This window comes from Mycobacterium kyorinense (genome assembly GCF_001672775.1).
Taxonomy (GTDB): Bacteria; Actinomycetota; Actinomycetes; order Mycobacteriales; family Mycobacteriaceae; genus Mycobacterium; species Mycobacterium kyorinense_A.
Genome location: NZ_LZKJ01000087.1, coordinates 1 through 13,944 on the forward strand (window position 1 = coordinate 1; position 13,944 = coordinate 13,944).

At 65.1% G+C, this 13,944-nt stretch carries 14 protein-coding genes, 2 pseudogenes and 1 riboswitch; of the genes and pseudogenes, 6 read left to right on the forward strand and 10 right to left on the reverse strand.

Going from position 1 to position 13,944, the window contains the following annotated elements; translation table 11 throughout:
• Nucleotides 1–207, forward strand: a pseudogene (locus A5707_RS24425) (hypothetical protein); the annotation flags it as partial.
• Between the two features lie 17 nt (nt 208–224).
• Here the strand turns inward: A5707_RS24425 and A5707_RS09185 are convergent.
• Nucleotides 225–785: a hypothetical protein gene (locus A5707_RS09185; RefSeq protein WP_065014192.1), complete on the reverse strand. Its 561-nt coding sequence runs from the start codon at nt 783–785 to the stop codon at nt 225–227.
• A gap of 143 nt (nt 786–928) precedes the next feature.
• Here A5707_RS09185 and A5707_RS24110 point away from each other — a divergent pair.
• Nucleotides 929–1,054 (forward strand): annotated as a pseudogene (locus A5707_RS24110) (Mce protein); the annotation flags it as partial.
• A gap of 17 nt (nt 1,055–1,071) precedes the next feature.
• On the opposite strand, the gene A5707_RS09190 reads toward A5707_RS24110, so the two are convergent.
• Genes A5707_RS09190 through A5707_RS09200 form a run of 3 tightly spaced genes read right to left on the reverse strand, consistent with a single transcriptional unit; the run spans nt 1,072 to nt 2,523 of the window.
• Entirely contained in the window at nt 1,072–1,404 is a 333-nt protein-coding gene (locus A5707_RS09190) for a hypothetical protein (RefSeq protein ID WP_065014193.1), read from the reverse strand.
• Nucleotides 1,405–1,414: 10 nt separating this feature from the next.
• Nucleotides 1,415–2,302, reverse strand: coding sequence for an oxygenase MpaB family protein (locus A5707_RS09195; protein ID WP_065014262.1), 888 nt, complete (start codon nt 2,300–2,302; stop codon nt 1,415–1,417).
• Nucleotides 2,299–2,523: a hypothetical protein gene (locus tag A5707_RS09200; RefSeq protein WP_065014194.1), complete on the reverse strand. Its 225-nt coding sequence runs from the start codon at nt 2,521–2,523 to the stop codon at nt 2,299–2,301. Before A5707_RS09200 ends, A5707_RS09195 begins: the two co-directional genes overlap by 4 nt.
• A gap of 162 nt (nt 2,524–2,685) precedes the next feature.
• Between A5707_RS09200 and A5707_RS09205 the strand changes: the two genes are divergently transcribed.
• Complete coding sequence (locus tag A5707_RS09205) at nt 2,686–3,885, forward strand: TetR/AcrR family transcriptional regulator (protein ID WP_082969366.1); 1,200 nt, start codon at nt 2,686–2,688, stop codon at nt 3,883–3,885.
• Here A5707_RS09205 and A5707_RS09210 read toward each other — a convergent pair.
• From A5707_RS09210 to thiC, 5 genes are all read right to left on the reverse strand, one after another.
• Nucleotides 3,860–4,135 carry a hypothetical protein gene (locus A5707_RS09210; RefSeq protein ID WP_065014196.1) on the reverse strand — a complete coding sequence of 92 codons (276 nt, stop codon included), beginning with the start codon at nt 4,133–4,135 and terminating at the stop codon, nt 3,860–3,862. The genes A5707_RS09205 and A5707_RS09210 overlap by 26 nt on opposite strands.
• Before the next feature lie 9 nt (nt 4,136–4,144).
• The gene (locus A5707_RS09215) at nt 4,145–5,629 is read right to left on the reverse strand and encodes a flavin-containing monooxygenase (RefSeq protein WP_065014197.1); all 1,485 of its coding nucleotides are present in this window, start codon (nt 5,627–5,629) and stop codon (nt 4,145–4,147) included.
• A gap of 156 nt (nt 5,630–5,785) precedes the next feature.
• Complete coding sequence (locus A5707_RS09220) at nt 5,786–6,418, reverse strand: alpha/beta family hydrolase (protein WP_065014198.1); 633 nt, start codon at nt 6,416–6,418, stop codon at nt 5,786–5,788.
• Nucleotides 6,415–7,245 carry a bifunctional hydroxymethylpyrimidine kinase/phosphomethylpyrimidine kinase gene (thiD, locus tag A5707_RS09225; RefSeq protein ID WP_065014199.1) on the reverse strand — a complete coding sequence of 277 codons (831 nt, stop codon included), beginning with the start codon at nt 7,243–7,245 and terminating at the stop codon, nt 6,415–6,417. Before thiD ends, A5707_RS09220 begins: the two co-directional genes overlap by 4 nt.
• Complete coding sequence (gene thiC, locus A5707_RS09230) at nt 7,242–8,864, reverse strand: phosphomethylpyrimidine synthase ThiC (protein ID WP_065014200.1); 1,623 nt, start codon at nt 8,862–8,864, stop codon at nt 7,242–7,244. The genes thiD and thiC overlap by 4 nt, the downstream gene beginning before the upstream one ends.
• Nucleotides 8,856–8,966, reverse strand: a riboswitch (TPP riboswitch). (Overlaps the previous gene by 9 nt.)
• Before the next feature lie 185 nt (nt 8,967–9,151).
• On the opposite strand from thiC, the gene A5707_RS09235 reads away from it, so the two are divergent.
• From A5707_RS09235 to A5707_RS09245, 3 genes are read left to right on the forward strand one after another with little or no spacing between them, the layout of a single operon-like run.
• Complete coding sequence (locus A5707_RS09235; protein WP_065014201.1) at nt 9,152–9,523, forward strand: STAS domain-containing protein; 372 nt, start codon at nt 9,152–9,154, stop codon at nt 9,521–9,523.
• Nucleotides 9,520–13,359, forward strand: a complete 3,840-nt coding sequence (locus tag A5707_RS09240) for a SpoIIE family protein phosphatase (protein WP_065014202.1) — start codon at nt 9,520–9,522, stop codon at nt 13,357–13,359. Before A5707_RS09235 ends, A5707_RS09240 begins: the two co-directional genes overlap by 4 nt.
• Nucleotides 13,356–13,667, forward strand: coding sequence for an STAS domain-containing protein (locus tag A5707_RS09245; protein WP_065014203.1), 312 nt, complete (start codon nt 13,356–13,358; stop codon nt 13,665–13,667). The genes A5707_RS09240 and A5707_RS09245 overlap by 4 nt, the downstream gene beginning before the upstream one ends.
• On the opposite strand, the gene A5707_RS09250 is transcribed toward A5707_RS09245, so the two are convergent.
• A complete protein-coding gene (locus A5707_RS09250; RefSeq protein WP_065014204.1) occupies nt 13,664–13,942 on the reverse strand; it encodes a hypothetical protein in 279 nt (92 codons plus the stop codon). The genes A5707_RS09245 and A5707_RS09250 overlap by 4 nt on opposite strands.
• Between the last annotated feature and the right edge of the window lie 2 nt (nt 13,943–13,944).

Here is a 13,944-nt window from a genome sequence, read left to right on the forward strand (position 1 = left end):
CCCCAGCCGACATCCACCCGCACCGATCGGTGCGGCGATCGCGGCGCAATGATGCCCCAGCGGAAACGGACCCGCGCCCAAAACCGCGCCGCTTACATCCGCGCCGAACGCAAACGCAACCGAGAAACCCGCCAAGCACGCCAAGCCGCCCAACTCGGCCCCGCGCCGCCACCAGGCAGCGACGATGACGAGCCACCACCGTTTTAGGTGGGAATCAATCGAACTCACGCTGCGATGCCCGGTGCCCGTTGGAGGCTCGCTTCGTAATTCAGGAGCGCAGCGAACTGCCGTGCGCGCCAAGGGTTGAAACCGGCAAGGATGTCATACGGCATGGAGTAAACGAGCTTGGTGTCTGGGCCTTTGATCGTGATGTCAACCGTGTCGGTTTTCGTGACCGTGGCGGTAAGCCCTTGCAGCGGAATGCGCGGAGCGCCCGGTCCATAGCCCCTGATCAGCTCGGTCCTGGTGATGCGAAGCTCGTAGAAATCGTAGATGACACCCTCCGCGCGGTTCTGTTCTGTCGGGTCAAAGCCGACCTCCTTCTTGATTGCGGCGCGGTGCCGGTAATAGGCGAAACAGCACGACGCGAACAAGATCAGCCCCAGCCAGGGGAAGATGACCAACGAAAACCCGGCGAAGACAAAGGGCGACCGCGCCGCTCGACGCGTTACCTTCCTCTCCTTCCTATCAAGTCCGCTTCGGCTGCTTGCGATGATCCTCGCGGTCACGGCGCCCAGCAGGCAAACCGCCGCGGCGACGTGCACGATCCACCAGTAGTTCGCCATGTCTGAGTCCTTTCTGGCGAATGTTCTTCATCATGCGCGGCTGCCGGTCGTGGTGGCCGATAATGCGCAGAATGCGGTAGGACTCTTGAAAGATCTTTGGCGAGTTCCGCATCTATCGCGATCCTCCACGGCGAAACCGTGGCCTGTTCGTCGATCAATCGGTCAGCAACGCCGCGGCTCCGCAGCCGGAGTTGGACCGCAGCAGGGTCACGATGACCATGGAGAAGGTGGACGGCCGCTGGCTGGCCAGCAAGGTTGAGCTGCCATGAGTTTCGGGTGGCGCCGATCAGGCGTGCGAGGGCTCTTCCGCTCGAGCCTCATCGGTCGGGGCGTGGTGCAGCCAGCCCGCCACCAACGCGGTGAGTAACAGCCATCCCAGGATTGCGGTCGGGATCGCCCAGGCGCGTCGCGTCAGCAGCGCTGTGCCGCACTGCGAGACGAGCGTGTCGCCGCCGGCATCGGCGGCATGAGACAGGTCCGCGTTGTAGGCCCTGCCGCAGGTGATCTGAATGCCGTACTGGTCATACTGACCCAAAAATACCGGCCACCACAGCGCCATGAGTCCGACCACCACCAGCAGCATGCCGGCGATGGCGAGCAGCAAGTGCCGATTCTTCACGGTCCTCCCTTCAAATCAGGTTGCGGCGCCGACGGATTCGCCATCGCACATCGGCAAGCAACAGATAACTGCCGCCTTGCCGGATGAACTTGGGCAGGAAGCGATTGACGAATGCCACCAACAGAAACAGGTATTCGAATCGACGCTGCTGACCTGACGTCCACTCGATCTGCAAGGCCTCCCGGAAGACCGGCGCCAGAAATCCCGACGTGAGAAAGCGCAGCAATGGCACGAACGGCCGCAGCAGCGGCGTGATCATTTTCAGGTTGATCAGATCCTGTAGGTAGCCGCGCACGACGTCGTCGATCACGACGCGCCGGCAAGCGTCGTTCCAGTACTGGTCGAATTCTGCTCGGGTCGCTGGCCATTGGTCCTCGGTAACCTGCAGGGTGGTGCCCAACGGGAACGCTGACCGGTAAAAGTGTTCGGCAAGTTCGCCGGACAGCTGGCCGCGTAGCAGTTGATACGTGTCCTCCAAGCCGACGAAAAGGCATGCCGCCACCCACATTTGGAGGTCACGGTCGAAGCCGCTGTATTTCACCGGGCTCGACGGCCCCGACCGAACCTGGCGGTGCGCGATGTCGACGGCGTCGCGGTAGGCGGCGCGCTCGGCGGGGCTGCCCATGATTGCCACCGCCAAATAGCTGAACGTGGTACGCGCCCGCTTCCAGGGATGCTTCATCAGGCTCCCGGAGTCGACCTTGCTCTCGATTACCCCGTAGCCGACCCCCGGCGAGGACAGCTGCATGACGACATTGGCGGCGCCGGCCGCGAACGACCAGAAGTCCATGCCATCGGCCACCGTGGCGGGACGGTCGTCCCACCGCGCGGTGCGCCGGGTGATGTGAATACGGGTATCGGCAGTGGTCAATGAAGCGGGAGGGACGCCTGTGCTCATGTCATGCACACATCCGCGAACAGCAGCACCGGCCACGACACGATCGAACCGAGGAACGACACCACCAGATCCGCGCCGTGCATGTCGTGCAGATGATCGGTGTGAGTCGACGACCAAATCACGCCTACCAGCAGATACGGCGTGCCGACGAGCAAACCGAGCCCGATCAGCTCGGCGATCGTGAGCTGGAAGCTGAGCAGCTGACGTACCTTGCCCAGCATGGGCGGTTACCTCCTCGTCGGCACCGACGGTAAACAGGCCGAACACCGATTATGTTAATGGATGTTCTGACTCTTCGGTAGATTCCGGTTAAGTTTTTCCAGACCCATATCTGACGCTAGGGTTAGGCGGTGACGACCGCCCGTACTGATTCGGCCGCGGAGGTGCGCCGTCGGCCGAAAGACCGCAAGGCGCAGATCGCCCGGGCGGCAGCCGAAGCGTTCAGCGCGCTGGGCTACCACGCGGTCAGCATGGAAGCCATCGCGGCAAAGGTCGGGATTTCGGCGGCAGCGCTCTACCGGCACTACTCGGGCAAATACGAACTGTTCCGCGGCGCCGTCCTGGAGTTGAGCCAGCAGCTGGTCGACTCCACCGACTTCGTCGACACCGAACCCGTCAACGCCGACGCGCCCGCGACACTGCGGCGGCTGGTCGATGCACTGATCGACGTGACGTTGGCCAACCGGGAGTCCGGCGGACTCTACCGTTGGCAGGCCCGCTATTTGCACGGCGAGGACGAGTCCACGTTGAAGGACCAACTTCGACTGGTAAACCGCCGGATTCAACGGCCGCTGCTGATGATCCGGCCGGAACTGACCTCGTCGCAGCGGTGGATGCTCTCGTCAGGGCTGCTCAGTGTGATCGGCAGCATCGTCGACCACCGTGTCCGGTTGCCCGACGATGAAATCCGCCCGTTGCTCGCCGAGGCGGCCGCGGCGGTGTTGGACGCCGAACTTCCGCATCCCGACGACTCCATCGCCCGTCCGCCGACCTGGCGAATCTTCGCCTCGGATGCCGGAGTGTACGAAGCGCTGCTGCACGCGTCGATGGTGTTGTTCAACCACCACGGCTACCCCGAGACCAGCATGGCGCAGATCGCTTCGGCGGTCGGTATCCCAGTGTCGGGCATCTACCGGTACTTCTCCGGTAAGTGCGAGATCCTTTCCACCGGTCTGCGGCGGGCGGCCGACCGGGTATCGGGCCACCTCTCGGCGATCATCGGTGATCTCGCCGAACCGCGCCAGATGCTGACGGTGCTGATCGAAGCGTTTGTGGCCACGTCGTTCGCCAACCCCGAACTGGCTGCCATCTACTACACCGAGCGGGTCAATTTGACCCGGGCCGACCAGGAGCTACTGCGCGACGTGCAGCGGTCGACGATTGATTCGTGGGTGCGGCTGCTGGCCTCGGCCCGGCCTGCGCTCAACGAAACGCAGGCCCGGTTCCTGGTGCATGCCGCAATGGCGCTGGTGGTCGACCTGGGCCGGTTGGTGCAGTACGACGTGCCGGCCGACAACACGGCCTACCCGCAGGCCTGCGTGCGAAAGCTTATGCAGGCTACCTTGTTTGGCCGTTGCGAATAGCCGTACCGAGCAGGTAAGCCGCGTAGCCGATCAACCCGACGATCGCCAGGCTGCGCGTACGTCGATCGGAAAAGCCCAGGCCCAGCACAGTTTCGATGCCGCCGTTGGTGTAGATGTGCTGGCGGGTGCCCCGCGGAAACACCGGCTTGCTGATCGGCTCCCACAGCTGCGGACTGGTGAAATGGGATAACCCGGCGCCGGCCAGAGCCAAGCCGGAGAACCGGGCCAAGCGCGAGCTGTTACGGGACATGAATCTCCTCTAGGCGATCGCGTAGTCGTCCAACGGGAATCGTGACCCGTCCCGCACCGCGTTGCGCACGGAGGTGGGCCGTAGCAGCGTGGCTTCGCCGCTGGGGTTGAAGTAGTAGGACCGCGACGACGCGCAGTCGCCGGAGTAGAACACCGAGCTGTCCAAGTGGCGGGTCATGCGATCCAGGAAACGGGCATTGGCCTCTTCGGTCACCTCGAAAGTGGTTGCACCCCTGCGCTTCACCTCGCCCAGCAACCGGTCCATGTGTCGCATCTGGTATTCCATCGTATTGAAGAACGACAGCCCCGCGAACGCGTACGGGCTGGCCAGGCTCAAGAAGTTGGGGAAGTACGGGATCGAAACACCCTGATAGGCCTGGAACCTGTGGTCGCGCCACCACTTGCCCAGGTTGCGGCCCTTCCGCCCGATGACCTCGATAGCCGGGAAGTTGGCTTCCCACAGGTCGAACCCGGTAGCCAACACCAGGGTGTCGATGGGAGCTTTGGTTCCGTCCTTGGTGACGATCCCGTCCGGGTCGATCCGCTCGATGCCGTTGGTCTCCAAGTGCACATGGGGTTTGGTGAAACTGCGGTAGTAGTCGTTGGACCAACTCGGCCGCTTGCAGCCCAGGTCGTAGTCGGGTGTGAGCTTACGCCGCAGCTCCTTGTCGCGCACCTGCGCGAAGCGATGCATCTTGCACACGTCCATCCCGGCAATCGAGATCCGCCGGAAGTAGCGGTAGTTCAGTACCGCGGTGAGAGTCATCAACTCGAACAACGTGTCGGTGACCCACCGCAGCGCCCGCTGGGTGAACGGTAACCGGGCGAACAGTCGCTGTACGCCGGCGGAGATGTGGAAGTCCAGCTTGGGCGCCACCCAGATTGCGGTGCGCTGATAGACCGTCAGATCCGCAACCGTCTTCGCCAATTCGGGGATGAGCTGGATCGCGGTGGCACCCGTACCGATCAGCCCCACTCGACGACCCGCGAAGTCATGGCTGTCGTCCCAGGCCGTGGTGTGGATGACTTTGCCCGCGAATTCGTTGATACCCGGAATGTCGGGCATGTGCGGCTGGGACAGGAAGCCGGTGGCGGTGATCAAGAAACGCGTGGTCAGCGTTTCTCCGCCCGACAGCGACACCCGCCACAGCTGCGTCTCCTCGTCCCAGCGCGCGCCCTCGACGGTGGTGTTGAACCGCATGTGGCGGCGCACGTCGTACTTGTCGGCGACGTGCTCGGCGTACTGCTTGAGCTCAGTACCCGTCGCAAATAGCCGTGACCAGTACGGGTTCGGTTCAAACCAATAGCAATAGGTGGTCGACGGGATGTCGACAGCCAGGCCCGGATATCGATTGATATGCCAGGTGCCGCCCAAATCTGATTCGCGATCGAGAATGGTGATGTTGTCGAAGCCGAGGCGCTTGAGCTGGATCGCAGCGCCGATACCCCCGAAGCCCGCCCCGACGATGACACCGTCGTACTGCTCCGTAGTCATAAAAAAACGGTACCTGAGCCGACAGTAAGTATGGAATTAGCGGCGCCTGAGCAATGACACGTGTCACGGCATCGATGCAAAAGTGCGATCCGCCACATTTGTCGACACTCGTCGCCCGAAATAGACCGTGCGCGCCACCTCGATGCCGGTGAGCAGTTAATTTGGCAGGGCCCGGCCCAAGAGTCGCAGCGCCGCGTCGACCGCCAACGCCGGCACGTCGACAGTCTTCGATGCCAAATCGTGACGTGCACCGGTGATCTCGACGATCCAGGTCGGCGCCGGAATCAGGGCGGCCGCATCGCGCAGTTCGTCGAGGGTGCCGAACGGATCTGACGTGCCGTGCGTGAAGACGGTCGGCACGTTGATGTCGGGCAGATGCTCAGTGCGGGCGCGGTCCGGCTTACCGGGCGGATGCAGCGGGTAGGAGAACAGCGTTAACACGTCCACCTGCACGGATCCGTCGGACACCACCATCGAGGTTTGCCGGCCGCCGTAGGAGTGGCCCCCCGCGATCAGCGGGCCCTCGGCCAGCTCGCGGCACATCGTGATCGCCTCCACGATGCCGGCGCGGTCGGTGGCCGCCGAACCCGACGGCGGGCCTTTGGGCCTGCGTCGCCGGTAAGGCAGGTTGTAGCGCACCGCCAACCAGTCGCGCCGCGCCCATTCATCGCAAAGACGTTGCAGCAGAACAGATTCCCTGCTACCGCCGGCGCCGTGGGTCAGCACCACCACGCCGACGGGGGTGTTCTCGGGTTCGTGCGCGACGCCGGCGATCTGCTCGAGGTTCATGTGCCGAGCCGGAACAGCGGGGACACCGGGCCGTGGCCGTGACCGAGCGGATAGGACGCGCGCAGGCATTCGGTCACCCAACCTTTGGCGAACGCGACCGCGTCCGGAACCGCGTAGCCGTGGGCCAGGGCGCAGGCCGTCGCGGCGGCCAGCGTGTCACCGGCGCCGTGGTCATGGACGGTATCCACCCGCGGCGACTCGAACTCGTGAAAGTCGGTGCCGTCGAACAGCAAATCCGTACTGGTGACCGATCCCTGCAGATGGCCGCCCTTCACCAGCGCCCACTGCGGTCCCAGCGCGTGCAGGGCCCTGGCGGCGTCGCGCTGCGAATCGGAATCGACGACCTCGATATCCACCAGCAGCCGCACTTCGTGCAGATTTGGTGTCACCAGTGTGGCCAACGGAAACAGTTCGGCGCGAAGCGTTTCCAGCCCGCCGGAGTCCAGCAGCGGGTCACCGTGCATGGATGCGCAGACCGGATCGACCACCAGCGGCGCGTCCGGCCCATGAGTCCGCCAACTGTCCGCTACCGTCTCGATGATCTCGGCGGAAGCCAGCATCCCGGTTTTCGCCGCCTGCAGGCCGATATCGTGGCACACCACCTCGATCTGGGCGGCGATCACGTTGCCCGGAACTTTGTGAAAACCCCTGACACCCACCGAGTTCTGCACCGTCACCGCAGTCACCGCACACAACGCGTGCACTCCCAGCAACGCGCAGGTGCGCACGTCGGCCTGCATCCCGGCGCCGCCACCGGAGTCTGATCCGGCGATGGCCAGCACCCGCAGCGGTGTCGTGCCCGGCGGCGCCAGCGGCAGATAGCTCACTGTGCGAGCGGCAGATACACCCGATTGCCGTGTTCGGCGAACTCGGCCGACTTCTCCGCCATGGCGGCCTCGATGGCTTCCTCGCTGTCGAGTCCGTGCTGGGCGGCGTAATCCCGCACGTCCTGGGTGATGCGCATCGAACAGAACTTCGGCCCGCACATCGAGCAGAAGTGCGCGGTCTTGGCCGGCTCGGCAGGCAGCGTCTCGTCGTGGAATTCCCTTGCGGTATCGGGATCCAGCGACAACGCGAACTGGTCATTCCAGCGGAACTCGAAGCGCGCCGTCGACAGCGCGTCGTCGCGTTCCTGTGCGCGGGGATGCCCCTTGGCCAGGTCTGCGGAATGCGCAGCGATCTTGTAGGCGATCACCCCGTCCTTGACGTCCTTGCGGTCCGGCAGACCCAAATGCTCCTTGGGCGTGACATAGCACAGCATCGCGGTGCCGGCCTGCGCGATGATCGCCGCACCGATCGCCGAGGTGATGTGGTCATAGGCCGGGGCGATGTCGGTGGCCAGCGGGCCCAGCGTGTAGAACGGGGCCTCCTCGCAGAGTTCCTCTTCCAGCCGCACGTTCTCGACGATCTTGTGCATCGGAACGTGGCCGGGACCCTCGATCATCACCTGGGCGCCATGGGCTTTGGCAATCTTGGTCAGCTCGCCCAGCGTGCGCAACTCGGCGAACTGCGCGGCGTCGTTGGCATCGGCGATCGAGCCCGGCCGCAGCCCGTCGCCCAGCGAGAACGTCACGTCGTAGCGGGCGAAGATATCGGCCAATTCCTCGAAGTGCGTGTAGAGGAACGACTCCTGATGATGCGCCAGGCACCAGGCCGCCATGATCGAGCCGCCGCGGCTCACGATGCCGGTGACCCGCTTGGCGGTCAGCGGCACATATCGCAGCAGCACTCCGGCATGCACGGTCATGTAGTCGACACCCTGCTCGCACTGCTCGAGCACCGTGTCGCGGTAGATCTCCCACGTCAAAAGCGTCGGATCACCCTTGACTTTTTCCAGCGCCTGATAGATCGGGACAGTGCCGACCGGCACCGGGGAATTGCGGATGATCCACTCGCGGGTTTCGTGGATGTCCTTGCCGGTGGACAGGTCCATGATGGTGTCGGCACCCCAGCGGGTTGCCCACACCATCTTGTCGACCTCCTCGGCGATCGAGGAGGTCACCGCCGAGTTGCCGATATTGGCATTGACTTTGACCGCGAACGCCTTGCCGATGATCATCGGCTCGCTCTCGGGATGGTTGTGGTTGGCCGGGATCACCGCGCGGCCGCGGGCCACCTCGTCGCGCACCAATTCGGCCGGCATGTCCTCGCGGGCGGCGATGAACGCCATTTCCGCGGTGATCTCCCCGGCGCGGGCCCGTTGCAGCTGGGTGCCCCGGTCCCGCACCACGCCGGGACGCGGCGGCAGCCCGCGGTGCACGTCGATCACCGCATCCGGGTCGGTGTAGGGGCCGGAGGTGTCGTACAGGTCGAAATGCTCGCCGTTAGACAGGTTCACCCGCCGGAACGGCACCTTGGCGCCCGGGACCTCCCCGAGATCGCGGTAGGTCTTGGTGCTGCCCGCAATCGGGCCGGTGGTCACAGCAGGTTCGACGGTTGCGGTCATATTTCCTCTCCCTACGCCGGCATTACCCGGTCAGGTTCATACGGTCGACGGCCCCCGAGCCGTCCTCTCAGCGCACTGCGGTGCGCTCCCGCGTGGATGTGTGTCTCGACCTCCCCACGCTAGCGCAGCACGGCGGCGACTGGCGAAAAGAATTCGACCAATGCCGTTGAATCGCCGTCGGCCGCTTTCTCACCGAACCGAAAACCTGGGCAACCGAATGCGGACTAGTCTCGAATCACCTCAGACGGCGGGTCCACCGGAGACGGCGCATCGAAACGGGTGAACTGATGGAATTGCTGGTGGTCGAGTGTGAAAATCTGCCGCAAGCAGTGGTCGTGCGGGTCGCCGGAGAAGTTGATTCCGGCAACGGAGACGAGCTCGCAGCCCACCTCAGCGCCGCGCTCGCAAACGCCGCCATCCATCCCGCGCGACTGCTCGTCGTCGAATTGCATGCGCTGGCCTATTTCGGCAGCGCGGGTCTGAACGCTGTGCTGGATTGCCACAAGCAGGGTGTCGATAGCGGCGTCGCGGTGCGGCTAGTCGCCGATAAGGGCTTGGTGGTCCGGACGATCGAAGTGACGAACATGGACAGGGTTCTCAAGCTCTACCCAACGCTGTCCGATGCTCTGCAACGCGGCGCGTCTGAGGCGGCGCCGTGACCGAACCTCGGACCTTGCCGCCCGACCTCGCCGCAGCAGTCGAGCTGGGTGGCGAGATGGGGCATCGGTTCGCCGAATTCGACTGGGCCGCACACCCCTTGGGACAGCCTGGGCAGTGGCCGGCCGAGTTTCGGGCGGCAACGGCGACGGCACTCACCTCGCGGTTCCCGATCGTGTTGTGGTTGGGCGTCGAGGATCTGTCCCTGGTGTACAACGACGCCTATAAGCCGATCCTCAGCGACAAGCACCCGGCGGCGCTGGGCCGGCCCGGCCGGTCGGTGTGGTGGGACATCTGGGATTCGATCGGTCCCATGCTCGCCGGTGTGATCGGCAGCGGGGAAGCAACGTGGTCCAACGACTTGATGCTGCCGATCATGACCGCCGGCCGTCGCCATGAACGGTATTTCACCTTCACCTACAGTCCACTGATCGACGACGGCGGTTCGACGTCCGGGATTTTTTGCGCAGTCGCCGAAACCACCGAACGGGTCCTGGGCGAACGTCGCCTGCATGTGCTGAACTCCGTCGCGTCCGCCGTCATGGAAGCCCAGACCATCGATGACGCGGTGAACGCTGCCGTGGAGGTGTGTACCGACCAGCCTGCCGACCTGCCGTTCGTCGCCGCCTATGTCGGGGGTAGCGATGCAACGCTGCGCGGAGCGACGCCCGCGGTGCTGGCGGTGCTGCCGCACACGTTGACAGAGTTGACGGATCGGATTCCGGAGCCGGGGTCGCGCGACTCCGTGGAGGTGTTCGACGGCGTCGCGTCGGCGATTCCCGGCCTCGACGAGGCGCTGGGCAGCGGTTGCCCCGACCAGGCCCTGGTGTTACCGCTGGGGGAGGGCCCGACTGCCGGCGCGTTGGTGGTCGCAGTGAACCCGCGTTGCCCGCTGAACGAGCAGTACCGCGGCTTTTGCCAGTTGCTCGCCGACCAGTTGTCCACAGGAATCGCCGCCGCGGTCTCCTACGAGCAGGAACGACAGCGGGCCGAAGCGCTCGCCGAACTCGACCGTGCGAAGACCGCGTTTCTGACCAACGTCAGCCATGAGTTTCGCACCCCGTTGACCCTGCTGCTGGGACCGCTCGACGATGCCCTGTCCGAGGCCGGCTCCGACGCGCTGCTCACCCATCGGTTGCGCACCGCGCAGCGGAACGCGCGTCGGCTGCTGCGGCAGGTCGACTCGCTGCTCGACTTCTCCCGCATCGAAGCCGGCCGCGCCGCCGCGAACCTGGTGTGCAGCGATGTCGGCGTGCTGACAGCGCACATTGCGTCGTCCTTCGCCGAACTCTGTCAGCGAGCCGGACTTGACCTCGTCGTCGACTGTCGCCCCGTGCTGGCCGATATCGATCCGGCAATGTGGGAAACCGTCATGCTCAACCTGCTGTCCAACGCGGTCAAATACACCCTGGACGGTTCGATCACCGTCGCGGTTCGCAGCGAGTCTGGGCAGTGCCGCATCAGCATCCGCGACACCGGCGTGGGAATCGCCGCAGAAGACTTGGAACGGTTGGGCGAACGGTTCTTTCGCGCAGGCAGCGCCCAAGGCCGCAGTGTCGAAGGGACCGGGATCGGGCTATCGCTGGTGCGAGGGCTTGTCGAGCTCCACCACGGCAGCATGGAGATCACCAGCGAGCCGGATCGCGGGACGACTGTCAGCGTGCGGCTGCCCGGGTCGGTCGGCCGAACACCCGTCGAGCATTCGCCGGTCGATCTGCTGGACAACCCCTATGTGGTCGAAGCGGGCCAGTGGCTGGCGCCGCCACTTGCGGCGGCGCCCGGCGATGACGGGCGCCAACTGGTGCTGATCGCCGACGACAACGCCGACATGCGCGCGCATCTGGAGCGGGTGCTGTCGGTGCACTGGCGCACCGTACTCGTCACCGACGGCGAGGCCGCCCTGCGGACCACTCGCGAGCTACACCCCGACGCGGTGGTGACCGACGTGATGATGCCGAAGCTCGACGGGTTCGACTTCGTCGCGGCTATCCGGGAAGACCCCGAGTTGGCGGCCACCCCGATTGTGATGCTGTCGGCTCGTGCCGGTGCCGAGGCCGTCAGCGAGGGCTACGCCGGCGGCGCAGACGACTACCTGGTCAAGCCGTTCCGCTCGCAAGATCTGGTCGATCGGGTTGCTGCCCGGTTGTCCGCCGCGGGCCGTGAAATCGCCGACCGGCAACGACGAGAAGCCGAACTTCAACTCGCGTCCGGTCTTGCCCAACTCGATGCCGCGTTGCAAGCCGCCGAGTCTGTCCCGAAAATCCTTGAGGCACTGCTGGAATCGCCGCTTGGCTCAGGCGACGCGACATCGATAGCCATCGGTGTACTCGACGCCGAACAGAACACTGTGCGATTCGACTACGCCGGTGTGGTCCCCGCGGAACTGCGCGATCGCTACCACGTGGCCGCGCTGGACACCCCGCTGGTGCCAATCGAAGTCATCAAAACCGGTAAGCCGATTGTCGTCAGCGACACCTTCGATCTCGAGCAGCGCTATCAACACGTGGTGCGCGAAACAGTGGACATCGTCCGCGCGTGCGTCAGCCAACCGCTGCGCGGCCGTGACGGACGCGTCATCGGGTCCCTCGGGTTGCTGTGGCCCACGCCGCGGGAACTCGGCTCCGACGAACTCGACGTGTTCGCCCGGACAGCCGAGCTCACCCAGTCCGCCCTCGATCGAATCCGCTTGGCGCAGCGCGAACATCGGATCGCCGTCGACTTCCAAGAGCATCTGCTCGACCTGGACCGCGGATCGACGGCCGCGGTCGTCGCAGCGGTCTATCAACCGGCCGGAGAGGCCATGCGCGTCGGCGGAGACTGGTATCTCGTTGCCCCCCTGGAGCGGCCGGGACAGATTGCCATATCGGTCGGTGACGTCGTTGGGCACGGGCTGCCCGCCGCAACGGTGATGAGCAGGCTGCGGGCCGCGGTAGCCGCCACCGCGCTGAACGACGCCGACCCCGCCGCAGTACTCAACGCGCTCGACCGGTATGCGGCGTCAGTCTCCGGCGCGCGATGCGCGACGGTCAGCTACGCCGTCATCGACACGGAAGCCGCGACCGTCGATGACGGCCCGGCCAGCATCAGCTACAGCTGCGCGGGACATCCGTATCCACTGCTGGTGGCGCCCGGGGAATCGCCGGCATTCCTGGAGTCTGGCCGCCGCCCGCCGGTGGCGGCCTGGGATACCGACCGCGGTCCTGACACCGCCACCAGGGAGTTGACGCCCGGGAGTTTGGTGCTGCTCTACACCGACGGCCTCATCGAACGGCCGGGAGAGACTCTCGACCAGGGCTTCGCCCGCCTGCGCGACGCCGCCGCATCCTGCGCGGACCTGCCGGTCGGCGAGACTTGTACGGCGCTGGTGGAGAAGATGCGCCCGCCCGGCGGCTACACCGACGATGTCGTGGTGCTGGCGTTACGTCCCAGCCATATCGCTGCGCACAGTTTCGCTATCGTGTTGCCCGCCGCTGCGGCCCATATCGCCGATGCGCGGCATCGGCTGCGTCGTTGGCTGGCCGGCATCGGAGCCGATCCGCAGCGGGAAGCCGATATTCTGCTGGCCACCGGGGAAGCCGTCACCAACGCGATTGAGCATGGCAGCAACGGCGACCCCAACAGCACGGTGTCCGTCGAGGCCTTCCTGCGCGGCGACACCGTCACCGCCACCATCAGCGATACCGGTCGGTGGTCGGGCGACTCGTCGGCCAGCATGCGTGGCCGGCAGCGTGGACGCGGACTTACGTTGATCAACGGGTTGGCCGACCATGTCGACACCACTCGTACGGCTCAGGGCACCCGTCTTACGCTGCGGTTCGACCACCTGGTCGCCTCATGACTCGATCTGTCTTCGAGCTGGCCGACGGTCCGCGTGAGTTCGCCGTCACCGGTGAAATCGACGCCTCCAACGCCGACGACTTCGCCAAATCGGTGGGCGCGCTGTCCGATGAGCCGGTGATTCTCGATCTGAGCGGTCTTCGCTACCTCGACAGCGCCGGTTTCGCCGCGCTGGATCGGCTGCTCGCCGCCGGCGCCGTCGTTGTCGTGGTATCGCCGGACAGCGTGGTGTACAAAGCGGCCCAACTGATGGCACTTCCGTTTCATCCCGACGTCGAGACCGCCCGTCGAGCGCTCGACGGCAGTTAGACCTCTTCCATCGCCTGGCCGAGTTCTTCGAGCAACTTGTTGTGGTGGTTACTGGCCAGGACATGCCCGGCGGCGATGACCAGCGCCACCGGCCAGTCGATGAGTTCGAATGCGGCCAGCGCGGCCAGCCCGCCGTAATACGCCAGCTGCTCGGGCCGCGGCACCTGCACCTGCCCGACCAGCGGCAGGTTGACCGCGAACGTCTCGCCTTCGCGGATGTGTTCGACCGCTTCGCGTTGCGAGGTGGTGCGGCGCGATTTGTTTTCGACCATCATTT

Bases quoted from the DNA above. Each gene is read 5' to 3' on its own strand.
- A5707_RS09185 (WP_065014192.1), bottom strand. From the start codon at position 785: ATGGCGAACTACTGGTGGATCGTGCACGTCGCCGCGGCGGTTTGCCTG.
- A5707_RS09195 (WP_065014262.1), bottom strand. From the start codon at position 2,302: ATGAGCACAGGCGTCCCTCCCGCTTCATTGACCACTGCCGATACCCGT.
- A5707_RS09200 (WP_065014194.1), bottom strand. From the start codon at position 2,523: ATGCTGGGCAAGGTACGTCAGCTGCTCAGCTTCCAGCTCACGATCGCC.
- A5707_RS09210 (WP_065014196.1), bottom strand. From the start codon at position 4,135: ATGTCCCGTAACAGCTCGCGCTTGGCCCGGTTCTCCGGCTTGGCTCTG.
- A5707_RS09215 (WP_065014197.1), bottom strand. From the start codon at position 5,629: ATGACTACGGAGCAGTACGACGGTGTCATCGTCGGGGCGGGCTTCGGG.
- A5707_RS09220 (WP_065014198.1), bottom strand. From the start codon at position 6,418: ATGAACCTCGAGCAGATCGCCGGCGTCGCGCACGAACCCGAGAACACC.
- thiC (WP_065014200.1), bottom strand. From the start codon at position 8,864: ATGACCGCAACCGTCGAACCTGCTGTGACCACCGGCCCGATTGCGGGC.
- A5707_RS09235 (WP_065014201.1), top strand. From the start codon at position 9,152: ATGGAATTGCTGGTGGTCGAGTGTGAAAATCTGCCGCAAGCAGTGGTC.
- A5707_RS09245 (WP_065014203.1), top strand. From the start codon at position 13,356: ATGACTCGATCTGTCTTCGAGCTGGCCGACGGTCCGCGTGAGTTCGCC.
- A5707_RS09250 (WP_065014204.1), bottom strand. From the start codon at position 13,942: ATGATGGTCGAAAACAAATCGCGCCGCACCACCTCGCAACGCGAAGCG.